The organism is Providencia sp. JGM181 (assembly GCF_018257375.1).
Classification (GTDB): domain Bacteria; phylum Pseudomonadota; class Gammaproteobacteria; order Enterobacterales; family Enterobacteriaceae; genus Providencia; species Providencia lanzhouensis.
Map to the genome: position 1 here is coordinate 1 of NZ_JAERJY010000013.1, position 22,844 is coordinate 22,844.

21 protein-coding genes are annotated in these 22,844 nt (G+C 42.6%); 6 read left to right on the forward strand and 15 right to left on the reverse strand.

Going from position 1 to position 22,844, the window contains the following annotated elements:
* Window positions 1-245 precede the first annotated feature (245 nt).
* Window positions 246-1,487, forward strand: a complete 1,242-nt coding sequence (locus JK188_RS17840) for an O-antigen ligase family protein (protein ID WP_211887613.1) — start codon at window positions 246-248, stop codon at window positions 1,485-1,487.
* A gap of 43 nt (window positions 1,488-1,530) precedes the next feature.
* On the opposite strand, the gene JK188_RS03580 is transcribed toward JK188_RS17840, so the two are convergent.
* The 7 genes from JK188_RS03580 to radC form a co-directional block, all read right to left on the reverse strand.
* The gene (locus JK188_RS03580; RefSeq protein WP_211887612.1) at window positions 1,531-2,505 is read right to left on the reverse strand and encodes a glycosyltransferase; all 975 of its coding nucleotides are present in this window, start codon (window positions 2,503-2,505) and stop codon (window positions 1,531-1,533) included.
* A 69-nt stretch (window positions 2,506-2,574) separates the two neighbouring features.
* Window positions 2,575-3,372, reverse strand: coding sequence for a lipopolysaccharide core heptose(I) kinase RfaP (gene rfaP, locus JK188_RS03585; RefSeq protein WP_211887611.1), 798 nt, complete (start codon window positions 3,370-3,372; stop codon window positions 2,575-2,577).
* A complete protein-coding gene (locus JK188_RS03590) occupies window positions 3,365-4,489 on the reverse strand; it encodes a glycosyltransferase family 4 protein (protein WP_211887609.1) in 1,125 nt (374 codons plus the stop codon). Before JK188_RS03590 ends, rfaP begins: the two co-directional genes overlap by 8 nt.
* Window position 4,490: 1 nt before the next feature.
* Complete coding sequence (gene rfaQ / locus JK188_RS03595) at window positions 4,491-5,555, reverse strand: lipopolysaccharide core heptosyltransferase RfaQ (protein ID WP_132497010.1); 1,065 nt, start codon at window positions 5,553-5,555, stop codon at window positions 4,491-4,493.
* A 211-nt stretch (window positions 5,556-5,766) separates the two neighbouring features.
* Window positions 5,767-5,934 (reverse strand): 50S ribosomal protein L33, encoded by a 168-nt coding sequence (gene rpmG / locus JK188_RS03600; protein WP_004265124.1) that lies wholly within the window; start codon window positions 5,932-5,934, stop codon window positions 5,767-5,769.
* 11 nt (window positions 5,935-5,945) lie between these two features.
* Window positions 5,946-6,182 carry a 50S ribosomal protein L28 gene (gene rpmB / locus JK188_RS03605; protein ID WP_004265123.1) on the reverse strand — a complete coding sequence of 79 codons (237 nt, stop codon included), beginning with the start codon at window positions 6,180-6,182 and terminating at the stop codon, window positions 5,946-5,948.
* Window positions 6,183-6,435: 253 nt separating this feature from the next.
* The gene (gene radC / locus JK188_RS03610) at window positions 6,436-7,101 is read right to left on the reverse strand and encodes a RadC family protein (RefSeq protein ID WP_036950916.1); all 666 of its coding nucleotides are present in this window, start codon (window positions 7,099-7,101) and stop codon (window positions 6,436-6,438) included.
* Between the two features lie 182 nt (window positions 7,102-7,283).
* Between radC and coaBC the strand changes: the two genes are divergently transcribed.
* The 3 genes from coaBC (at window position 7,284) to slmA (ending at window position 9,797) form a co-directional block, all read left to right on the forward strand.
* Window positions 7,284-8,540 carry a bifunctional phosphopantothenoylcysteine decarboxylase/phosphopantothenate--cysteine ligase CoaBC gene (gene coaBC / locus JK188_RS03615; protein WP_211887607.1) on the forward strand — a complete coding sequence of 419 codons (1,257 nt, stop codon included), beginning with the start codon at window positions 7,284-7,286 and terminating at the stop codon, window positions 8,538-8,540.
* Entirely contained in the window at window positions 8,512-8,967 is a 456-nt protein-coding gene (dut, locus tag JK188_RS03620; protein WP_211887606.1) for a dUTP diphosphatase, read from the forward strand. Before coaBC ends, dut begins: the two co-directional genes overlap by 29 nt.
* A 233-nt stretch (window positions 8,968-9,200) precedes the next feature.
* A complete protein-coding gene (gene slmA, locus JK188_RS03625) occupies window positions 9,201-9,797 on the forward strand; it encodes a nucleoid occlusion factor SlmA (RefSeq protein WP_036950718.1) in 597 nt (198 codons plus the stop codon).
* Between the two features lie 54 nt (window positions 9,798-9,851).
* On the opposite strand, the gene pyrE is transcribed toward slmA, so the two are convergent.
* Both pyrE and rph read right to left on the reverse strand, forming a co-directional pair.
* Entirely contained in the window at window positions 9,852-10,493 is a 642-nt protein-coding gene (gene pyrE / locus JK188_RS03630; protein WP_187128501.1) for an orotate phosphoribosyltransferase, read from the reverse strand.
* A gap of 137 nt (window positions 10,494-10,630) precedes the next feature.
* Window positions 10,631-11,344: a ribonuclease PH gene (gene rph / locus JK188_RS03635; RefSeq protein WP_036950714.1), complete on the reverse strand. Its 714-nt coding sequence runs from the start codon at window positions 11,342-11,344 to the stop codon at window positions 10,631-10,633.
* A gap of 123 nt (window positions 11,345-11,467) precedes the next feature.
* On the opposite strand from rph, the gene JK188_RS03640 reads away from it, so the two are divergent.
* Window positions 11,468-12,331 (forward strand): YicC/YloC family endoribonuclease, encoded by an 864-nt coding sequence (locus JK188_RS03640; protein WP_132497006.1) that lies wholly within the window; start codon window positions 11,468-11,470, stop codon window positions 12,329-12,331.
* Between the two features lie 215 nt (window positions 12,332-12,546).
* Here the strand turns inward: JK188_RS03640 and JK188_RS03645 are convergent, their stop codons facing one another.
* The 5 genes from JK188_RS03645 to JK188_RS03665 all read right to left on the reverse strand — a co-directional run bounded on the left by JK188_RS03645 (window position 12,547) and on the right by JK188_RS03665 (window position 20,151).
* On the reverse strand, window positions 12,547-15,777 hold the full coding sequence (locus JK188_RS03645; protein WP_211887605.1) for a DEAD/DEAH box helicase: 3,231 nt from the start codon (window positions 15,775-15,777) through the stop codon (window positions 12,547-12,549).
* Window positions 15,774-16,577, reverse strand: coding sequence for a hypothetical protein (locus JK188_RS03650; protein WP_211887604.1), 804 nt, complete (start codon window positions 16,575-16,577; stop codon window positions 15,774-15,776). The genes JK188_RS03645 and JK188_RS03650 overlap by 4 nt, the downstream gene beginning before the upstream one ends.
* Window positions 16,578-16,791: 214 nt before the next feature.
* Window positions 16,792-16,968: a recombinase family protein gene (locus JK188_RS18080; RefSeq protein WP_211887603.1), complete on the reverse strand. Its 177-nt coding sequence runs from the start codon at window positions 16,966-16,968 to the stop codon at window positions 16,792-16,794.
* A 983-nt stretch (window positions 16,969-17,951) separates the two neighbouring features.
* Window positions 17,952-19,208, reverse strand: coding sequence for a nucleoside permease (locus JK188_RS03660; RefSeq protein ID WP_036950710.1), 1,257 nt, complete (start codon window positions 19,206-19,208; stop codon window positions 17,952-17,954).
* A gap of 124 nt (window positions 19,209-19,332) precedes the next feature.
* Window positions 19,333-20,151, reverse strand: a complete 819-nt coding sequence (locus JK188_RS03665; RefSeq protein WP_211887601.1) for a purine-nucleoside phosphorylase — start codon at window positions 20,149-20,151, stop codon at window positions 19,333-19,335.
* A gap of 203 nt (window positions 20,152-20,354) precedes the next feature.
* Here JK188_RS03665 and JK188_RS03670 point away from each other — a divergent pair, with 203 nt between their 5' ends.
* Entirely contained in the window at window positions 20,355-21,557 is a 1,203-nt protein-coding gene (locus JK188_RS03670) for an ROK family protein (RefSeq protein WP_036950706.1), read from the forward strand.
* Window positions 21,558-21,630: 73 nt separating this feature from the next.
* On the opposite strand, the gene JK188_RS03675 is transcribed toward JK188_RS03670, so the two are convergent.
* Window positions 21,631-22,797, reverse strand: coding sequence for a nucleotide sugar dehydrogenase (locus JK188_RS03675; protein WP_211887600.1), 1,167 nt, complete (start codon window positions 22,795-22,797; stop codon window positions 21,631-21,633).
* Between the last annotated feature and the right edge of the window lie 47 nt (window positions 22,798-22,844).

The window sequence follows — 22,844 nt, forward strand, 5'->3', positions numbered from 1 at the left end:
CCAATATATTGATAACTCATTAATTTTTTCAGTATCTAGGTGTCTACACCTAAAAACATTCGCACAGATAGACTAAGATTCAGATAGTAGCCCTGACAAGCAATAACGATTAGCAGACAAATATAAAAATAGATATATCTATTTTTATTTCTTTTACCAATGGCTTATAGGTATCTATTCGGATATTTTCACCCTAAGACTACTCATAATCTGAGCACTTTAAACGTACTAATGTAGGAATTTTTGTGAATAACACACGTAATGCCATCAACCAACTTCCTTTTGTACTTCTAGTTATAATGACTCTTGGCATGTTCACGAATGACACCCAAGGAATTTTAAACATATCAACTGCATTGCTTTTTCTATTTACTGTATATATTGCAATTACAAAAAAAATTAACGTTCTCAGTGGACTCAGCCAACTCATTAGCGGTCGAAAATTTTTATTCCTTTTTTTAGCTTGGTGCTTATTTTGCGCGACCTTCTTTACATATTCAGGTTTTACCGCTGACGCACTCAAAGCGATATTTGATGATTGGCGTTATATTTTTGTTATTACTTTATTTTTGATTGTATTTCAAAATGATCAGAATAAATCCCAGAAAGTCATCACATATGCCTTAATTTCCACCCTAGCATTTATTCTTTTTATTACGCCTATTTTAAAAATTATAAAAGGTAGTGACATGCCAATGTATCTTCAACTGAGATATGGGTTTGCTCACTATATGACACTACTTTTCCCTTTTACATTTAGCGCTATATTCCTTTTTAAGAAGAAAATATTAAAAATTTCAATGCTATTCCTATCTGTTATGGCATTTTTATTTTTACTCTATACTGGCAGCCGAGGCGGGTTTCTTTCTGTTGTTATTGAATCTATTATTATTTTATTTTTACTTTCAAGTAACTATAAAAAATTTATATTAAGTTCTATTGGTTTCGCCACACTAGGCCTAACAATAATTGTAGTTTCTTACTTTACGATACCACAGGTTAAAAATAAGGTAGAGCAAACCGTATCTGCACAAAATATCACCTCTACAAGAGACAAGATTGTCCTTTCACGCCTTCCTATTTTTACTCAAACACTACAAAATCAACTTGTTGGTATTGGTTATGGCTCTGTCGCTTATGACCAGTTTTTGAAAGACAACGATGCCCCTCAATTTAAAGGTGGTATGGGATTCTCGAAAAATAGAAATGAAAGTTTCTATAACAATGATGAGCCTTTCTTTCTTAATATACTTTATAACATTGGCTTTATTGGATTAATTCTATTTAGCATTACGTTCTTTATTAATATTAGAGACCTTGTTAGAAGCATTCAAATCGAAAAAAATATTCTTAATATTGGTTTATTGGTATCATCTATTGGCTATTTTTTAGTCTACTGCCTATTTGAATTTATCTTCTTAGATATCTTTATTTTGTACAACATACTCACTGCGATCTTGATAAATAACGTTTTGGTGAAAAAATGACACAAAAAAGCCATCAATACTGATGGCTTTTTTAATGCAACATCTAATGGGACGCTTTTTTCATTAAGTATTGAATTGTCGTCATGATAAACTGAAGATATTTACCATTTTTTCTTAGATGAGATTTCTTACGAGACAACTGTTTATAGCCTTCTGGCTTTAATAACGGTATATCTTTCCAAGGTGAATTCTTGCGGGCACGCTCTAAATAATCGTATTCTTCATAGAAATTTGCCCACTCATGGAAAGGCTTGGTTAGCCCCACAAAATGAATAAAAACCACACTATCAGGGATCTTAGTCAGATGCCCTTTACTCGTAATATACCAATCAAGAGAAAACATATAATTATAGTTTTCACTAATATTGACTAACTTATCGTTGAGTAAAACGTTTAATGCATCTTGGTCCGGATGTGAGAAATCATTTTTTTCAACTAACTCAATAACTTTATTTGGAATATCGCTCTCAGCCAGATACTTGAGAGACATATATAAAAAACCTGAATTAAAATACTTGCTCATATCGATCGATAAACGCTGTTTTTCACTACAGAATTTATCTTTCACTGCATAAACAAAGGTATTTTCATCAAATTGTAAAGTCTTTAACTCTGCCATATTGCCTTTACAAATGATGTCAGCATCAAGATATAACAAGTTATCAATGGTATCCGAGAGATATGAAATAATGAGCAATCTAAAATAGATTGCATGGCTCCACGCTTTAGATGGAAGCGGCAGCTGCTTAAATTTTTCGTTATCAATAAAGTAAATAGTTAACTTATGTGGAGTATTTTCGACTAATCCACGGAATAGTTTTTCATCAGGCAAATTATCGACAAAAAGGTGAAAATGGAAATTTGTTTCTTGATTATTGAGAAGAACCGATGCAATTGACGTACCGACACCGTATAAAAACTTCTCATCAACACCATAGCCAATGTGAAAATAACTATCTTCACTGTTTTGATTATCGTTTATTTTTATCAATGATTTAATCATATCATTGTTTATCATGTCGTTACCTTTTACCTAATCAATCACAATGTTTGAATAACTGTCTATGATGCTAATATTGAGTATCTTTTATAAACGATATTTTAAACTTCTTTGGCGAATTTTTTCTGCTCTTTGCTCAGAGATTCGCACTAATCGTTGCTCTTTCTTCAAAATCTCACGCAACGGCATTTCAAAATAAACCTTCATAAACCGGAAAATATCTCGTTGAGTTAAGCCGATTTCTAGTGACGAAAAGTATAAACCAATTAAATCCTTATTTCGCCAGCGGGTAGGAACTGACGACCGTAGCTGTGCGCGATGCAAATCGATGACTGAAATTTTTAAATCTTGCAGATTTTCTGTGAACGGTAGATGCAGTAAGAAATGGCAAATATAACAGTCGCGATGGTTAATTCCGATGCGATGCATCTTACGTACCATCTCGGCAACTCGCTGGATCAACATTTGCTTAATTCTAAATTTAGGCGGTTGAGTTGCCCAATTAGCGCAGTAATCTTCTAAACTCACTGTTGGAGTGAGGTCTTCAGTAATAATAAATGAATGACGTCGAAGTGGGTTCCACCCTTTTTGCCCGAAAGCACGCCCGTTCATGGTATCAACGCCAGCTTCAGTCAATCGATGAATTGCATTCCATTCACGATCTGCACCTAAGACAGGTAAACGGAATGAAAATAAATTCTTCAAAACCTCTTTTAGCGTCGTGCCATAGTGAATCTTAATAAAATAGCTTTTATCATCAACCTGGAAACGCAATGTTCTGCGCGTTTCCAATGCACGGAAAACTTCGCCATCCAGTTTATCTGTTTCAACAAATGGGTCTTTACCTTTCCATAATTCGTTAAAAGGCGCTTTTAACTCAACCATTAGAGCATCCTAAAATAATATCGGCCGCTTTTTCCGGTAAACTATACAGATCTTCTGTATCCGCATAGTATTTCGCATTGTTTATCCACTGAGCTCGTTTCTGTGGATCTTGCAGACTATCGCATAGAGCCTGATTTAAAACCGTCTGTTCAAACGGCTCATTGACCACCACGCCACACTGTGCTTTGTCAATAAAGGACGCATAACCACACACTTCAGTGACTATAATTGGCAATCCAGCAACAATCGCTTCAAGCAGGACAATCCCAGCCGCTTCTTGATAAGCCGGATGCATCAAAATATCCGCAGCAGCCATTAGCTCCGCAATGTCATTGCGTCCGCTAAAAAATGAAACTTGTTTAGCGATTCCCAAAGTTTCCGCTAATCGTTGATATTTAGCGGGTTTGTCTTGCCCTACCACCATCAAAAGTGTGTTATTTCTGATGTTTTCAGGCAGTGCAGCCATCGCCTTGAGCGTTCTATCAACGCCCTTGCGTTTAAAATCAGACCCAACTTGAAGCAGTAAAAATGCAGACTCCGGAATTTGATTCTTTTCTCGATAGATATGCTTAGCATCCGCAATCTGTTGGTCATATTTTCGGTCAACGGCGATACCCGGAGGCAGCATGTGAAAACGGTTATTTTCCGTTCCATAGTGCTTTTCAAAATGGGCAATTTGATGAGGAGTGAGCATCATTAGCTGCGTTGCCTTTCCTTTCTGGAAGACGGCTTTTTCAAAAGCAGCATAATGTTTATAGCGTGGGGTCAGCTTATAGAAAAAGCCTTTTTCTTCAGCCACTTTTTGCGCATAACAAACATCCGCAGCAAAATATACATCCAGCTCCGGCATTTTATTAAAACCAACAATTCTATCTACAGGATGTTGCTTCAGATGTGCCATTACCCATTCACAATATTGGGCATTTCGTCCATGGTTAGTGCCTGAACTAGTAGGAACAATAATAATTTCAAACTGTTCTGGGCGTTCACCTTCCCATGACTGGGTATAAACGCGAATCTGATGTCCACGAGCTTGGCAAGCCATCGCGATACGTAAAAAGTCGCGTTGTAGCCCGCCAAATGGAAAATATTTATACAGACAAAATGCCAATACCATCTTAGTACCTTCCCATCATTGAGCGCATATTCATCGGTAGCATTTGCTCCGTTGCTTCAATCACATCACTCGCAGGGATCACGGAGAGATATTTTTTATTGCGGTCTAGTTCATCTCTAGGTGGCATATTTTCATAGTCCCCCGCCCAGAATTTCACCACATTATCGCTCCATGGACGCCAGAAAATATGGTTTGTGGCACCAAATAAGCAAACAATGGGAGTTTTAACCGCGGCAGCAATATGCATTGGTGCAGAATCGACACCAATAAAAAGAGCAGCGTGTGCAATTAATGCGCCTAATTCAGGGAAGGATGTTTTTCCTGCAAGCTCAGTCGTTGGCTTGGTTTGGCAATTCTCCGCAATTTCATTCACACACGCTAAATCTTCTTTGCTTGGGCCTGACGTTAATACCACTTGATAGCCACGAGACTGCAATGCATCAATGACGGCTGAGAATTTTTCATTATCCCAACATTTAAAAATTTGTCGGGCGGTTGGCTGGATCACGACATAGCTACTGTGAACGCCAAGATCTAACAGTCTTTGATCAATTTTTTTCCAATCATCTTCCGCATAAGACATGGTTAGGTCTGTTTTAAGTTCTTGGATCCCTAACGGTTTTAATACAGAAAGATTATTTAAAACAACATGCTCCCCTTCAGGGGGAGTGAGATGCGTAAAGCTATTTCGCCAAAATTTCGAATCACGATGACCGAAATCGTGCGAAATCTTAGTTTCTGCGGGAATGGCGCGAACGAGTAACGAAACCATCCACTGGTCGGCAAGGTTAACCACCAAATCGTACTGATTACGACGTAATTTAAACAGTAGACTTAAAAAGTTGCAGGCTTTGCTCAAACCACCGCTTTTCTTACCTTTCATACCATATAGTGTATGGATCTCTTGGTTTTCCGACAAAATGGGAATGGTGTCCTGATAAAGCAAAACATCAATCTGGGCATCAGGATAATTTTGCTTCAATGAGCTGATAACAGGCGTCGTCAGTAGCATGTCACCATGAAACCGCATCTTGATTACAAGAATTTTTTTATACTGTTTTTTCACCAGGAGCTCTTAATCAGGTCTAGTAGATAAATTGATATGGATATTTGACAATAAAATGCGTTATTAATTCCATGAATACTGAACATGTTACTACGTTCAGATTAATGGTTATAGTTTTTAATCAATATCCCTATGGATAGCCACTTTATGGCTAATTTTTGACATAAAAAAACCCAGCCTAAGCTGGGTTCTTCGTACGCAGAAAGCAAAATTATTTGATTTTTGCTTCTTTGTAGATCACATGCTTACGAACAACTGGATCGAATTTTTTCAGTTCCAGTTTTTCTGGCATTGTGCGCTTGTTCTTCGTAGTGGTATAGAAGTGACCTGTACCTTCAGAAGAAACCAGCTTGATTTTCTCGCGAATACCTTTAGCCATTTTTTAGCTCCTTAGTACTTCTCACCGCGGGTACGCAGTTCAGCAAGAACAGCATCAATACCCTTTTTATCGATAACACGCATACCTTTAGCAGATACACGCAGTGTTACGAAACGTTTCTCAGACTCAACCCAGAAACGGTGAGAGTGCAGGTTTGGCAAAAAACGACGTTTGGTCGCGTTTAATGCGTGTGAACGGTTGTTACCGCTCATTGGACGCTTGCCGGTAACTTGGCAGACTCGTGACATGTCTATTCTCCAAAAATCTAATCAGCTCGAGCTTTTTTGTTCTGGGCTTGACTGCCTCGTCAGGCTTAGGAGCCCATCTCAGCAAACTTTTAAGTGATCAACAAAATATCTTTATCTTAGCAAAAAAATTTACTGAGATAGGCTCTTCTCGTCAAACCCGAGATCCTTAAAGGTGGCGTAGTATACGCTTTCAATCGTTTTCACTCAAGCCCAACACAGCAAAAGTTGTCATTTTTTAGTCAAAAAAATGATTTTACAGCCATCCACGCTCTGCAAATGAGGTGCAAGATTTGTGTCCAACCACAAAATGATCAAGTAATTTAATCCCCATCATGTCACAAGCACTCTGAATTTTCTCAGTAACGTACTTATCTGCCATGCTTGGCTCAGGGTTTCCTGATGGGTGATTATGAGCAAGCACTATCGCTCTGGCATTCATTTTCATGGCAAACCGGATAATTTCTCTTGGATGCACTTCAACGCGATTGATAGTGCCTTTAAACATCTCTTCCTGGCAAATCACCTGATGCTGGTTATTCAAAAATAGCACCATGAAAACCTCTCGCTCCTGCCCTGAAAACAATTCAAGCAACCTCGATTTCAATGTATTGGGGTTATCCATGATGTCATCACAAAGCACTTGCGCAGAAAAACAACGCCTTGCGAGTTCGCTAGCGGCTTGCAACTGACTTAATTTACAAGCCCCCAAGCCTTTGCATTCAATCAGCTTTGCGTAGTCAGCTTGCACTAATAGATAGAGTGAACCAAACTCATGAAGTAAACGCTGAGCAAGTTGTAAAACGGGTTCACCTCGTGTTCCTGTACGTAAGAAAATAGCTAATAACTCTGCATCAGATAATGATGCAGCTCCATATGCCAACATTTTTTCTCGTGGTAAAAGCTCCATGTATTCGTGCATCGACTCATCCTCTTTCACGTCGTTGCCCTCTTTGTAGTCAACCAACATACACAGGGCAACCATATAAACTAGCCTTTGCGTAGCGCTTCGCAAAAATAGCATCGGGATACAAAATCGGCTCTCTCACCAAGCTCATTGATATGGTAAGATGCCCCCCATGTTGACCAAATCGGACAGAGACCATGACTCAACAAACTTCAGTTAACTCATTATTAGGTAAGCGAATTGTTCTTGGTATCAGTGGTGGAATAGCCGCTTATAAAATCCCTGAACTCACTCGCCGACTGCGTGATGAAGGGGCATCTGTACGTGTTGTCATGACACCTGCGGCAAAAGCGTTCATTACACCTCTTACTTTGCAAGCCGTTTCCGGTTATCCGGTCGCTGATGATTTGCTAGACCCTGCCGCTGAGGCCGCAATGGGTCACATTGAATTGGCAAAATGGGCTGATATAATTATTTTAGCGCCAGCTACTGCCGATTTAATCGCACGATTAAGCGCTGGCATGGCGAATGATTTACTTACGACCGTTTGTCTTGCATCTGCGGCGCCTATTGCCGTCGTGCCTGCGATGAATCAACAAATGTATCGCGCTGCAGCAACACAGGATAATTTAATCAGACTGCAACAACGCCAGTGTATGATTTGGGGTCCTGATGAAGGCAGCCAAGCATGTGGTGATGTGGGGCCAGGGCGTATGATTGACCCATTAGCTATCGTGAAATTGGCTGGTCAGCACTTTCAATCATGTTTAGGTCAGCAATCACGTTCAGACCTACAGGGGATTTCAATCATGGTTACGGCAGGTCCAACCCGTGAAGATTTGGATCCTGTACGCTTTATCAGTAATCATAGTTCTGGAAAAATGGGTTTTGCCATCGCGCAAGCTGCCAGTGAACGCGGAGCGAAGGTCACTCTAGTAGCAGGTCCTGTTAATCTGGCAACACCGAATGGTGTAAACCGCATTAACGTGACGAGCGCCCTTGAGATGTATGAACAAGTACACCAGTCTATTACTGAGCAAGATATTTTTATCGGCTGTGCTGCGGTTGCAGATTACCGAGCTAAAACCGTCGCTGAGAATAAAATTAAGAAACAAGGGAATGAAGTTTCCATTACCCTTGTACAAAACCCTGACATTGTGGCAAGTGTAGGAAAACTTACGCAAAATCGCCCTTATGTAGTCGGTTTCGCGGCAGAGACCCAAAATGTCGAAGAATATGCACGACAAAAGCGCCAACAAAAGCGACTTGATTTAATTTGTGCGAATGACGTTTCCTTAGCGGATAATGGCTTTAATAGTGATAACAATGCACTACATCTATTTGATGCCCACGGTGATGTTCGATTACCACACAGTAGTAAAATTGAATTAAGCCACCATTTACTTGACGAGATACTCCAACGTTATGAAAAAGATCGATCTGAAAATTCTTGATGCCCGTATTGGGAACGAGTTTCCACTGCCAACTTACGCAACCACTGGCTCTGCGGGTTTAGATTTACGTGCATGTATTGATGCACCTATCGATTTAGCACCGGGTCAAACTGAATTGATCCCAACGGGTCTAGCTATCCATATTGCAGACGAGCAACTTGCCGCAGTAATTCTGCCACGTTCAGGTTTAGGTCATAAGCATGGTGTAGTACTGGGTAACTTAGTTGGTTTAATCGATTCAGACTACCAAGGTCAACTGATGGTGTCAGTATGGAACCGTAGCGACAAAGCATTCACCGTTGAACCGGGTGAACGTATGGCACAAATGGTCTTTGTTCCTGTTGTTCAGGCGCAATTCAATATTGTGGATGACTTTGACGCGACTGAACGAGGTGAAGGTGGTTTCGGTCATTCTGGTCGCCAATAATGGGCCGACAATAAGTCGAACCTATTCACGTTGAAATACCGAATATAGGCGCCCTACAAGCGTCTATATTTATGAATAAAAACAATCAGTACGGTATTTTTGCACCTCGTGAATGGATTAGATTTGATTATAATCTCTACATATTTTAAACCTGTTTTATTCTGAGTGTGACTTTACTCAGAGCGAAATTTTGGATAGTTTGTCTTGCTGTTTTAGCAGGGGTCTTATCAGACATGGCAGAGAATACAATACAAAAACGTAACAGACGTGATGAGATTTTGCAGGCTCTTGCGTTAATGTTAGAAAGTAGCGATGGCAGCCAGCGTATTACAACGGCAAAACTCGCTGCAACAGTTGGTGTTTCAGAAGCTGCGCTATATCGTCATTTTCCAAGCAAAATGAAGATGTTCGACAGCTTAATTGAATTTATTGAAGATTCACTTGTTTCCCGCATCAACCTGATTTTAACGGACGAAAAAGATACACTTGTCCGAATTAAACTGGTTTTAGCGCTAATTTTAGGTTTCTCAGAGAAAAACCCTGGATTAACGCGTATAATGACGGGTCATGCGCTAATGTTCGAGCAAGATAGGCTGCAAGGGCGCATTAACCAATTATTCGAACGTATCGAATCACAGCTGCGACAAGTATTAAAAGAGAAAAAAATTCGTGATGGACAAGGCTTTATCCATGACGAATCACTATTAGCTTCTCAACTATTAGCCTTCTGTGAAGGTATGCTGTCCCGCTTCGTACGTTCTGAGTTTCGTTACCGTCCAACGGTAGAGTTCGAAGCTCGCTGGCCTTTAATTTTGGCTCAGTTACAATAACCGCTTATTTATACTACTCACCCCGCCCATTATTGGGCGAGGGCTTTTTTTCAATTAAATACCATACTGCTCACGATACGCTTTCATCGCAGCAAGATGCTGTTGCATATCTTCTTTTTCTGCTAAATACGTAATTAAATCGCTCATTGTGATGATCGAATACACTTTGCATCCGTAATCACGTTCCACTTCCTGTACTGCAGAAATTTCACTTTTCCCTTTTTCTTGGCGGTCTAAACACAGCAACACGCCACTCAACGTTGCTTTTTGCTGTTTGATGATTTCCATCGACTCACGAATTGCCGTACCTGCCGTAATCACATCATCGACAACCACAACACGTCCTTGTAGCGGGCTACCCACTAATGTGCCGCCTTCCCCGTGATCTTTCGCTTCTTTACGATTAAAGCAGTATGGCATATCGATATCGTGATGTTCTGCCAATGCGACTGCAGTTGTGGTCGCAATCGGAATACCTTTATAGGCTGGACCAAAAATTACATCACACTCAATCGCACTTTCTTTTAACGCTTGTGCATAAAAACGACCGACAAGAGCCAAGTCACGCCCTGTATTAAACAGCCCCGCATTAAAGAAATAGGGACTCTTACGACCTGATTTCAGCGTAAACTCACCAAATTTCAGTACCTGTTTTTTCATGGCAAGTTCAATAAAATCGCGCTGATAGGCTTTCATTGGTCATTCTCCTCATTAATTAGTATTGGTCTTTTTTTGAAACGACTTTTGCGGTTTATCTTTATCAGTAAACAACTTCATCAATAAACTGCGGGCATAAAAAAGGCGACTTTTCAGCCGCCTATTTAATAATAAATTTATTTCAGCGCTTCTCGCTGAGCTTCGAAAATGGTGTCTAGCCCCGTTTTCGCTAATGCTAGAAGAGCCAACAGCTCTTCATGGCTGAATGGTTCACCTTCTGCGGTACCTTGTACCTCAATCATTCGACCATCATCCATCATCACGACGTTCATATCCGTTTCTGCAGCAGAATCTTCAACATACTCAAGATCACACAGCGCTTCTTGGTTAACGATACCGACAGATACCGCTGCAACCATGGATTTCAGAGGGCTTTTCGCTAATTTACCTTGAGCAACCATGTTGTTCAGTGCATCAACCAAGGCAACACACGCGCCTGAAATCGCCGCAGTACGTGTACCGCCATCCGCTTGGATAACATCGCAGTCCAACGTAATGGTGTGTTCGCCAAGTTTTTTCAGGTCAACCGCAGCACGTAATGAACGCGCAATCAGTCGTTGAATTTCCATAGTACGACCGGTTTGTTTCCCTTTTGCCGCTTCACGTTGGTTACGGGAGTTTGTTGCGCGAGGTAACATACCATATTCTGCGGTTACCCAACCTTGCCCCTGACCTTTTAAGAAACGAGGAACACCCTCTTCAACAGTCGCGTTACATAACACCTTAGTGTCGCCAAACTCAATAAGAACAGAGCCTTCCGCATGCTTTGTATAATTGCGCGTAATTTTTATTGGGCGCATCTGGTCTGCTAATCTACCTGCTGGGCGCATGGTGTTATCTCCGTTATCAACTCAAATTGGCACGTATTATACGTTGTTAATCGGATAATGCCTATCCTGTCATCCGTCATAGCGCTATAATCCTGTTATCTTAATGAATGATAGGAACGAATTATGATCCGTAGTATGACTGCTTTTGCCCGCCGTGATATCAAGGGTGAATGGGGGAATGCGGCTTGGGAGCTGCGTTCCGTAAACCAGCGTTATTTAGAAACCTATATCCGTTTACCTGAGCAATTTCGCAGCTTAGAGCCAGTTATCCGTGAACGCCTTCGTTCCCGTCTAACCCGTGGTAAAGTCGAATGTAACCTACGTTTTGACTTAGATGGTGCTCACCGTGGTGAGTTACTGCTCAATGAAGATTTAGCTCGCCAGCTGATTAGCGCAGCAAACTGGGTAAAAAATTACAGCCACGAAGGTGAGATTAATCCGTTAGAAATCTTACGCTGGCCGGGTGTGATGTCCGCTGGTGAACAAGATTTAGACGCAATTAGTGAACAGCTAATGGCAGGCTTAGATGAAACCATCGATGCCTTTATCCAAAGCCGTGAAGCAGAAGGTGCAGCGCTGCATAGCCTTATCGAGCAACGTCTGGATGGTGTTTTGGTTGAAGTTGCCAAAGTTCGCCAACATATGCCTGAAATCCTGCAATGGCAACGTGACCGCCTGCAAAGCAAGTTAGACGACGCGCAAATCCAAGTAGATAGTAATCGCTTAGAGCAAGAGCTTATTTTGCTGGCTCAGCGTGTTGATGTCGCCGAAGAGTTAGACAGACTGGAAGCTCACGTCAAAGAGACGCGCAATATTCTGAAGAAAAAAGAAGCCAGCGGTCGCCGTCTTGATTTCATGATGCAAGAGTTTAACCGTGAATCAAACACCCTTGCCTCTAAGTCTATTAATAGTGAAGTGACTAACTCTGCTGTTGAACTTAAAGTGCTGATCGAGCAAATGCGCGAACAGATTCAAAACATCGAATAAGGTATTTTGAGTCTCTTTGAGCTTACTTAATATTACCAAGCCCCTGTAAAATTGAAGTGACCCCCAATAGTTCGACAACCAATTACTGGGGGTCTTTTTATGTCAAAGTACAGTCACCGCTTTAGCTAAAGGTGAGCCATGCAAAAGCACAGATGGTAATGCCCTCTACTTCGTCGCAACATTAAAATCGCGTCTGAGCTGTGTTTTCAAATCACTTATGTCCCTGACAACTGCTCCCAGACTTTACGATAGTCGTCTCCGGACATCGATGCCCCCTCAGGACGAAGCCTTGACCAATCATCAGAGCTCAATGCACTGATATAACCAGTTGCAAGAGATGGAGCAGACGCAGTATCAGTATCTCGATGCTGTAGCTTAAAGTCTGCCCCCAAGCTTTCAGCGATACTGCGAGGAACTGAGTTCATCCGCATCAGAACACCTTCTTCCGATCTGACACCGTGATAAAGCATCGCAGGAAGATTATTCAAGGTTCGTAACTCTTCAGCTGACAGGTTGTCAAAATCAATGCCCGCTGTTGGCATCTTACTTAGAGCAGATAAGCCCCAAGCACCATTGTTCGCTAAGTCCCTATATACTGCTTTACACGCTTTAGATAGGTTGTTCGTTAGATCGCCCTCATCAAAGAAACGGTTAGCAATATCTTCAAGGGAAGATCCATCAACCCAAGCACGAGTAATATCAGCTAGCCGCTGATGCCCTATACCGTCTCCACCAAGTTCAGTAAGACTCTTCTGAAGTTGTGGTACACGCATCATCACACCCATCAGGTCAGGTAAGGCTGAACGCCCTGCATCGCTTCCAAAAAGGCTACTTGGCTGCCAGTCCTCTGTGGTTAACTTGTTCTCAAGTCTATTGAGTTCCAATAAGGCCGTCCTCACCCCCTCCGGTGAAAAGCCAGTTGAATCTGCCAAGGCTGCGTTCTCTGGGTGCTCAGCGATCTGTCTAACATAACCTTTTGTCGCTTCGAGTAAAGCATCTGCCTGTTGCTGAGAATGTGTATCTGGTTTGGCACGTAACGAGCTAAACCCATAAGTATTCCGTAAAAGTTGCTCAGCCTCAGCAATAACCTCATCAAGATTTCGCTTCTCGTTCCATAAATGTGCAATATAACTACGAAAATCAGCCCACTGCTCTTGGTGAATTACAGCCGAAAGATCACTCAGCCCACCAACAGAGTCTATCTCTTCAAGCATGCTTACTAGGCGAGATAGAAGGTCACCAGTAGCATCACTAACAAACTGTCTGATTTCATTAGGATTAGTTCCTGCTGCAATACCAACTACTCCCACACTATCATGTCCAATCCGTCCAGCTCGGCCTGCTAGATTCCAGAACTCTCGGTGTGACATTTTTATCCCATAAGGGTATTTAGGACTCGCCAGAAATACGGATGAAACTGGGAAGTTCAAGCCTTGTGCAATCGTTGTAGTAGCGCACATAATCTTGATATGCCCCTCTTCCGTAAGCCATTCGATGAGAGCTAATGCTTCAGCTGGCAAACCAGCATGATGTACTACAACACCTTTTTCTAGCATTCCAATGAGCTCAAAATCGTGACTAATTTCTGTCCTCAAGAAGCGCTGTACCAACGCAACCTCTTCGGGAACTCTATCCAAAGGTTCAAGCTCATTAGCTATTAGGCGAGCGATACTCCATACATCCGGTATCTTTTGTGCAACTGCGATACTTGTTCCTCGCTTAGAGAACACTTTCGCCATTGCTGCTGCCTGCTTTGACAAAGATTGAGCAGAGCTATAATTCAAACTACGAATTGGTCTTATTCCATCCACATCTTGCTTACCACACAGGTGGATTGTTCGTTGAGTTGTTGTTAGCGTTTCAAAGGTTAGCTTCCAATTACCACGACCTTCTGCTTGCTCAGAATCGAATAGGCCAACAATCCTCTCGTTTGGCTGCCATGCAGATGTACTAAGACTAATGCTCTTGCCTCTTCCGGAACCAAGCCATTGTGCTAATTCATTCGCATTCGGAACAAATGGCATAAGCAATAAAAAGTTGGCTCGTGAAGCTTCCTGCTTAATTGTCGCCAGCAATAGTTCAATACGCAGGCCACGCTCGTTATCTTCTATGTTATGCGCCTCGTCCATTACTAATAACGCCAATGGACGCTGAATCTTCTTATTCCGCATAACAAGCTGCAATTTCTCCGGCGTTGCAACTAGCACTTGAAAGGCTTCTTGCTCACCTAAAAGAGCATTTTCAAATGCATCAACTTCAATCGCACCAGTAAGTTGTTCAACCTTTATGCCAAGTGCTCCAAAGTCTGAACGCAATCTTCTAGTTATCTGTGAGACAAGCGCTCTAGTAGGCGCCACATATGCAATCCAGCCACCTTCATCAGCAAACTGGTTGAGCGCTTGAAGCATTCTAAACTGTGCCAATTGCGTTTTACCGCCAGATGTAGGCATGTCTATCACAACAGCCCGACTAGCTGGATCAAGTAGGTTTTGCTCTTGCAACGCGGCTCTTTGAGGGGGTAATAACTCAAACATGCTCTTGTGCCGAGTTACATGATCAACAAATCGAGTTACTCTAGAGTTAACGCTATGCGCTACCCACCAAACTGAACCTTCAACCATTTTTCGGCTAGCCACATGCAGCCAACGCAGCAACATTTCTAGTTTTGTATCACAAGATAATTGGGCAGCTTTAATCGCAGCCTCAAAGTGCTGATCAAGTTCTGACTCGATCGCTAAAGGCTCACCTTGGAGCATGTATGTTGAAAGGCGCTCTGTCGCTTTCGCCCAGTGATACAGAGAAACCAAGCGAATAGCTTCACTTTGTCTTGCTGCACCTTGAGCCTGATCCAAGAAGACTCTTTCATGGAGAGCTTGATCATGTCGAAGGCCGACAATGATTTCTGCAATTTGATCTAAATCGTCCCAAGACCGTTTGCGAAGTAAGCGAACCCAAGCATCAAATAAACGGAAAACAACACGTTTGTTCCAGGCCGCATCCGCAACAGAAGGAACCTGAATATCTTGTTCGTGTTCTTCAAACCAGCGTCTTAAATCTGTCCAGCGATCACCTGCATAAGCTAACCCTGCCATGTGCAGTACATGGAAAACTCGCTGATCTACATCTTCTGGTATTGGCAGGACTCTCATCAGCCCAAAAGCTTTATTCGCGCCAGCTATAGCGAAATTTTTTGTTTGTTGCTCAGCAGACGAAGGGCTCAGTAATGTTGTAATACCTTCAATGGCTGCCAGTTCATAAGCTGAAGCAACTTGCTCTATCGATGCATAATCAACTTCGATATTCGCACCAGTAAACAAACTACCTAACGCACTATTTACTAAACTATCTTTTGCTGCATCAAAAGCGCTATCGCGAGTCGCAGAATCAATTGCTTGCACAGCCCAATGATTATCGACTGATTGCAGTTGCTCAAATGATAAGGTCATGCTTCTCCCTCACCATTCATTGCTGATTGCGCACGCACTGGTAAGTTTATGATTTCACCAGCCGGAATATGAACTGCATGGAACTCAATATCTGTTGCTTCTGGGCAATTAACTGCAAGGGCACGAGCTTTTCCACGGATGTCTGCATCTCTGGGGGGAGTATCACGCACCAATACACCATACACTGCGATATCGGTTCCGCCTGATCTAAAATATCGGGTTGCTGCACTCTTATACTTACTAAGCCAAGGTTTACCCAAAGCATGTCGCCCAAGGTACTTGACCAATTCATTCTTAACTGACTTATTGTCACGTAAACCAAAGAGCTGATTCCCTAGACTCGTCATAACACTTGGTGGCGAATTCTGATCGTAAGATGTTTTAACTTCACCAAAGCTAAACCTGTAAGGCAGTTCCTGATCATCAAGCAGTTGAAGCCCTGTCAGGTCGCAACCAGCAGGACTTGCATTAGAGTTTTTTAGGTCACGAGATGTCGGCCACGGATATTCGCATCTGCCACGCTCTGCGACAAATGCTTCCGCGATAGCCTCACCAATCAGCCAATCTTCAAACTCACACTCTTCAGCAAGCACTTCGGTCAATTCGCCCAACTCAAATTCTGTGGTTACAAGACCAGCTAACAAATCTGTGAGCTCCGCTTGCCCTGTGGCATCCTGCAAAATCATTTTCACTGGCCCAGACAAAATCTGGTCAAGCTGTTGATTTGTGTAGGATAGTCCATGAGCAGTTACCGATGGTAAACTGACATCGTATTCTAAGGTTGGAGCAGGCATTGTCATTAGAGAAAACTCCACACAAAAAAAATGAGTAGATTGTTTATATTCAAAAGCCTAATCCTTTATTTTTAGCTTTCTAAGTTTGCTAGGGCTTAATTCTAAGTTAGCCTACTAACCCCAAAATGCGCTGTCACTTCAGCTTTAGTCATATTCGAATCTAACAACATAGCAGGTACTTTTTTAACTTCAGAGCTCTAAGTTTTGCTTTGCATCCACCTTATCTGCCTCCAGCACGAGCTGCACTTAACCCTAACTTGGTTCGCTTTGAAATCAGCCGTCGCTCGAATTGGGCGATAGCACCAATCATATAAAACGCAAGCTCACTTGTTGCCATTATTATATCGATATTCTCTGTCAGAGAAATGATGTTAACTCCACGTTGGTTAGAAGTCATCTAACTGTTCTATCTCTATCACATCGTTGAAACTACACCCAAGATGATCTAGGAACTGTACAATAACGACATCACCATCTCACAGAGCATTTACATCTCTGGTCGCTGTTTTGATTTGTCAGCCATACTCTCTTGATAGATACGTTCGCAATTCGTTGCATTCAGGGCATCCATCTAAGGTGTTATATCTAGCTCCCCCCTGTGCAAGCCCTTGCTCAGCCAATACGCATCCTTCCTTCACGTAAAATAAATCCACATTAATTTTCAGCTAAAAAGCTTACGGGATTATTTACGGAAACCCAAGAACAAAAAGCACAAATTTTGTATCAGGCCGGGATACAAACAAAACGGTTGCTTTATTTACGCTCATTTTGCGAAGAGGAGTGGTACTATTGTTGCTTCCACAAGCGATACCATACCTTCGCCAATGAAGTATTCTGAAATACTATAGCGCCGCGGCTCAGCCTATCTAGAAGGATTATCATTAACAATGATTATTGAAGCAGAATACTTAACGTCCTTCATAGAGGGGATTCTCCTGAGTTGATAACAAGGCCAATGGAGATCAAGATACATACCTATTTATCTGATTTTATAAAGGGTTTAGGACACTTATCGGGTGGCGGTCTCGTATTGGGTCGTTCGATGGTCTGAAGCTTAGCAGGTACCAGTCTGTATATCCCCGTATTATAAAAAGAGCTAAAGAAGCATGTTTACACAGTAGACATAGAATTGATGACCATTTCGAGGATGTTCTCGATATGGCTAGCATTGGCTCAGGGGATCAAAAATATCATTCTGTCACGCTATGCTTGCTACCTCTATATAGCTTCTAACCATTTTGTTGAGACTAACAAAAATGGGTCAAAACAAACATGCGGAGGCTTATCATCAGTTTCAAGAAATATTGTCCATATAAAAACATAAAAGCCCCGACACAAGGCGGGGCGTTCACAATATTCAAAAGACCTTTCTTTAAACCATCAACCCGCTTTTGCCATTTCCAATGGTTTCTCACGTTGGTGCTTATAATGGAAAGAGAAGTAGAAGATCACGGCCAATATTACGGTGTAGGACGAGAACACCAGCCAGATTGACTGCCAATCCTTCACGCCATCCACACTAAAGTAGTCAACAACCAATCCGCTCAGTATCGCCCCAAAATAGGCACCCACACCATTCACCATAGTCATAAACAACCCCTGTGCACTGGCACGCATACGGTGATCCACTTCCTGCTCAATAAAAATAGAACCGGAAATATTGAAGAAATCAAACGCACAGCCATACACAATCATCGACATAATTAAGAACATCAAACCGATAGTCGATGGGTCACCGAAGGCAAAGAAACCGAATCGCAATGTCCATGCCAACATACTGAGCAGCATGACGGTTTTAATACCATAACGCTTTAAAAAGAATGGGATAGCGAGAATAAACGCCACTTCCGCCATTTGGGAAACTGACAGCAAAATCGACGGGTACTGAACAATCAAACTGTCTTGATACAGCGGATTACGTGCAAAATCATGCAAGAATGGGCTACCAAAGGTATTGGTAATTTGCAGAACCGCACCCAGTAGCATCGCAAACAGAAAAAATACCGCCATAATCGGCTTTTTGAACAACACTAAGGCATCTAACCCAAGCTTGCTCATCCAACTGGTGGTAATAGCCTGCTTATTTACCGCCATTTTTGGTAATGTCAGGGAATACATCGCGAGCAGCAACGAGCAACTTCCCGCCACATACAGCTGCATACTGCTCAACTCAAATTTCAGTAAACTAATACTCCACATCGCCGCAATAAACCCTACGGTACCAAAGACACGAATTGGCGGGAAATTGGCAACAGAGTCTAGCTGATACTGACTTAGCGATGAGTAGCTAATGGTGTTCGACAGGGCGATAGTCGGCATAAATGCCATCGCATTGATTAACATTGCCCAGAACATCACTGAAGGATCCGCCACCGTCGCAGCGTAAAACAACGAACCGGCACAAATAATATGGCAAAGCATATACAGGCGGTTTGCAGGAATATATTTATCCGCAATGATGCCGATTAATCCGGGCATCAAAATAGCGGCAATCCCTTTCGAACTGTACACCATACCGACTTCAGCCCCTGAAAAATCCAAGGTTTTCATCATGTAGGCACCCAATGTCACCAGCCAACTTCCCCAAACAAAATATTGCAGAAAAAGCATGACCTTTAAACGAGACTTAATATTCATACTAGACTCCGTTTGGAGTGAATTTGGCGGGTAACATTCTCAGTTCGGCGATAATGCCCCAAAGGAAAACCGCTCCCGCACTGTCTTTCTATTAATTTGATGAAAATCTTAATTTGATAAAAAGCTAGAAGCGCTCAATCACGCCCGTCACTAATTTCAAGAAGGTAGCCTTCACTTTTTCTGCCGTTTCAATCACTTCATCATGACTCAGAGGCTGTTCTAAAATGCCGCACGCCATGTTGGTCAGACAGGAAATACCCACGGTTTTAATCTGAGAATGGTGAGCCACCAGCGCTTCAGGTACTGTCGACATCCCCACCGCATCAGCCCCAAGAGTTCTGATCATGCGAATTTCGGCTGGCGTTTCATAAGTTGGACCCGTCCACCATGCGTACACACCTTGGCGCAGAGACACGCCTTGCTCCTTCGCAACATCCAAAATCGTTTGGCGCAGCTCTTTGTTGTAAACTTCGCTGACATCAAGGAAACGTACGCCCAACTCTGGATTATTTGGTCCCATTAATGGGTTATTCGCCGTCAGGTTAATATGATCAGTGATAACCATCAGGTCGCCCGGATTAAAGTTCGTATTCACCGCTCCGCAGGCATTTGTAATGATCAATTTTTCCACACCCAGCGCTTTCATTAAACGCACAGGGAACGTCACTTGATCCAGAGAAAAACCTTCGTAATAGTGGAAACGACCCTTCATCGCCACCACTGTTTTACCTGCAATCGTCCCGATCACTAACTCGTTCGCGTGACCTACCGCTTCAGACTTCGCAAAATGTGGCACTTCGCTATAAGGAATATGCACCGCATTTTCTAACGTATCAGCAAATGGGCCTAATCCAGACCCTAAAATGATCCCAACAGTGGGCTTCATATCCGTACGAGATTGGATAAAACTTAAGCTTTCTAAGATATCTTTGGTGTTGTGCATAATGCGCTCCGCAATCAAATCAAATAAAGAAGATGGTTGGGATAATAACGTAATTAGAAAATCTAACAGCGATCTTAATCTCATTTTGAGAAAATGTTGATAAACATGATATCTGTTAAAGTACTCGCCATGTGAATCTGTTAATCTTGAATGATTAGCTTTATAGCTGGATATTCCACTAGCGAAAACAGGAGGGGGAGCCATTGTTACACCGTTTATTGAACGAATTTCGCACATCCAAAAATTCCAAAACGCAAAAACTCAAAACGCTGTATCGACTGATCCTTAACCACGGACCAATCCGGGCGGAAGCGCTAACCTCCCTCGCGAATATGAAACCCGCGACCTGTGCTAGGCTCCTCGATGAACTGAGTAAGTGCCAATTACTCTCTACTTCGGAACTTGGGGAATCAACAGGAGGACGCAAACCCATTTTGTACAGTGTCAATCCGGCTGATGGCTACTTAATTGGCATTGAGATGAGTGATATCTACTCTACGATTGTTCTGCAAAATCTGAAGTTAGACATTCTTGGCAAAGTCAAAATCAAGTATGAGCACCTCGAAACCGCCGAAAACATGCTTGACCATCTATTGGACAACGTGGACGACCTACTTGCTGAGCATCAGTTAGATACTCAAAAAATACTGGGTATCGGCATTGCCATCGACCATATTTTAGAACGCGATAAAGTACCTTACTCTGACTACAGCGCACGAATTCAGGCGCTATATCAGTATATTACCCAGCGTGTTCCCTGCTTTGTTCTGTTAGGAAGTGGTATCAGCTTCGCGGCCTTTGCGGAGTACCGTTTACGCTACGCTTCTGACAGCCAGCGGTTCTTACTCACCACTTGTGACACCGACATTCGTAGCTCAACCATTATCAACAACCAATATGCCCCAACGCCAATAAGCACCGCCCAAGCTTTTGGACACACAACTATCGACATCAACGGTCAGCGTTGTGAATGCGGCTCATTTGGCTGTTTAAAGCAGTACAGTTCCTTACACGCCATTAAATCTCGCGTGATTCAGCATTTAAGACTTGGCAAACCCTCGGTCATTAACCAACTCGTCAAATCCGAAGATGAAATTAACTATCACACGATTTTTCAGGCGCTTGCCCAGAATGATGAGGTGTGCCTTAAGGCCTTAGAAGAAGCCGCTTATTACTACGGTATCGCGATTGCCAACGCGGTATTAATTACCCAAGCGGATGTGGTGGTTTGTGGGGGAACCCTCACGCCAAAAAACCATTTCTTTGAGATGACCAAAAAATCTATTGAGCAAAAACTCTCGATTTTCCCACATATCAAACCGCGTATTTACCCAGCTAATGATTCTTATGAAATCGTCGCCCAAGGTGCAGGCGGAATGGTGATGGAAAGTTATCTCTCTGAATAACAATGGATAAAAATAAAAAATGCCCCAACCTGTGGGGCATTTTCATTATAAATCACCGCTGACTATTTTAATCTTAGTCATTACCAAACAGATCGCGGGTATAGACTTTATCCGCCACATCATCCAGTTCAGGTACCATACGGTTTGCCAGAATAATGTCGCTTTCTGCTTTGAAGGCTTCTAAATCACGAATAACTTTCGAACGGAAGAATTCCTCTTCTTTCAGTACTGGTTCGTAAACCACCACCTCAATCCCTTTCGCTTTGATACGCTTCATCACACCTTGTACGGCAGAGGCACGGAAGTTATCAGAGCCCGCTTTCATCACTAAGCGATACACACCGACTTTACGCGGCGCTTTGGCAATAATCGCATCCGAGATAAAGTCTTTACGCGTGCGGTTAGATTCGACAATCGCGTTAATCAGGTTATTTGGCACATCGTCGTAGTTCGCCAACAACTGCTTGGTGTCTTTCGGTAAGCAGTAGCCGCCATAACCGAATGATGGGTTATTGTAGTGGCTGCCGATACGTGGGTCTAAAGAGACGCCTTCAATGATTTGACGCGCATTTAAGCCACGGCTTTCTGCATAAGTGTCTAATTCGTTGAAGTACGCCACACGCATGGCTAAGAAGGTGTTGGCGAATAATTTAACCGCTTCGGCTTCGGTACCGTCAGTAAACAGCACCGGCACATCTTTTTTAATCGCGCCTTCTAACAGCAAATCAGCGAAAATTTGTGCACGCTCAGAGCGCTCACCCACCACGATACGGGATGGGTATAGGTTATCCCACAGCGCGCGGCCTTCACGTAAGAATTCTGGGGAGAAAATCACGTTGGTGTAGCCAAACTCTTCACGCAGACGTTCCGTAAAGCCCACTGGAATAGTGGATTTCACGATAATGGTTGCGTCTGGGTTCAGCTTGTTCACATCGTGAATAACGGATTCCACAGAATTGGTGTTGAAGTAGTTAGTTTTCGGGTCGTAGTCTGTCGGAGTCGCCACAATCACGTATTGCGCACCCGTATAGGCTTCGACTTTATCTTCGGTTGCACGGAAATTGAGTTGTTTTTCCGTTAGAAACTGTTCGATTTCGGTATCGATAATCGGGGATTGCTTATTGTTAAGCATCGCCACTTTTTCAGGGATGATATCGACCGCCACCACTTCGTGGTGTTGGGACAGTAACATGGCGTTAGACAGACCGACGTAGCCGGTACCTGCGATTGCTATTTTCAAACTTGCCTCTCAAATCCTTCTGCGGATATTTCAGGTGGTAAACTATA

Coding starts and splice junctions, on each gene's coding strand:
- rfaP (WP_211887611.1), bottom strand. CDS start 3,372: ATGGTTGAGTTAAAAGCGCCTTTTAACGAATTATGGAAAGGTAAAGAC.
- radC (WP_036950916.1), bottom strand. CDS start 7,101: ATGCACGAATACATGGAGCTTTTACCACGAGAAAAAATGTTGGCATAT.
- pyrE (WP_187128501.1), bottom strand. CDS start 10,493: ATGAAAGCCTATCAGCGCGATTTTATTGAACTTGCCATGAAAAAACAG.
- slmA (WP_036950718.1), top strand. CDS start 9,201: ATGGCAGAGAATACAATACAAAAACGTAACAGACGTGATGAGATTTTG.
- JK188_RS03665 (WP_211887601.1), bottom strand. CDS start 20,151: ATGCACAACACCAAAGATATCTTAGAAAGCTTAAGTTTTATCCAATCT.
- rpmG (WP_004265124.1), bottom strand. CDS start 5,934: ATGGCTAAAGGTATTCGCGAGAAAATCAAGCTGGTTTCTTCTGAAGGT.
- JK188_RS03645 (WP_211887605.1), bottom strand. CDS start 15,777: ATGACCTTATCATTTGAGCAACTGCAATCAGTCGATAATCATTGGGCT.
- rph (WP_036950714.1), bottom strand. CDS start 11,344: ATGCGCCCAGCAGGTAGATTAGCAGACCAGATGCGCCCAATAAAAATT.
- coaBC (WP_211887607.1), top strand. CDS start 7,284: ATGACTCAACAAACTTCAGTTAACTCATTATTAGGTAAGCGAATTGTT.
- JK188_RS18080 (WP_211887603.1), bottom strand. CDS start 16,968: ATGACTTCTAACCAACGTGGAGTTAACATCATTTCTCTGACAGAGAAT.
- JK188_RS03650 (WP_211887604.1), bottom strand. CDS start 16,577: ATGACAATGCCTGCTCCAACCTTAGAATACGATGTCAGTTTACCATCG.
- rpmB (WP_004265123.1), bottom strand. CDS start 6,182: ATGTCACGAGTCTGCCAAGTTACCGGCAAGCGTCCAATGAGCGGTAAC.
- dut (WP_211887606.1), top strand. CDS start 8,512: ATGAAAAAGATCGATCTGAAAATTCTTGATGCCCGTATTGGGAACGAG.
- JK188_RS03590 (WP_211887609.1), bottom strand. CDS start 4,489: ATGGTATTGGCATTTTGTCTGTATAAATATTTTCCATTTGGCGGGCTA.
- JK188_RS03660 (WP_036950710.1), bottom strand. CDS start 19,208: ATGAATATTAAGTCTCGTTTAAAGGTCATGCTTTTTCTGCAATATTTT.
- JK188_RS03580 (WP_211887612.1), bottom strand. CDS start 2,505: ATGATAAACAATGATATGATTAAATCATTGATAAAAATAAACGATAAT.
- JK188_RS03640 (WP_132497006.1), top strand. CDS start 11,468: ATGATCCGTAGTATGACTGCTTTTGCCCGCCGTGATATCAAGGGTGAA.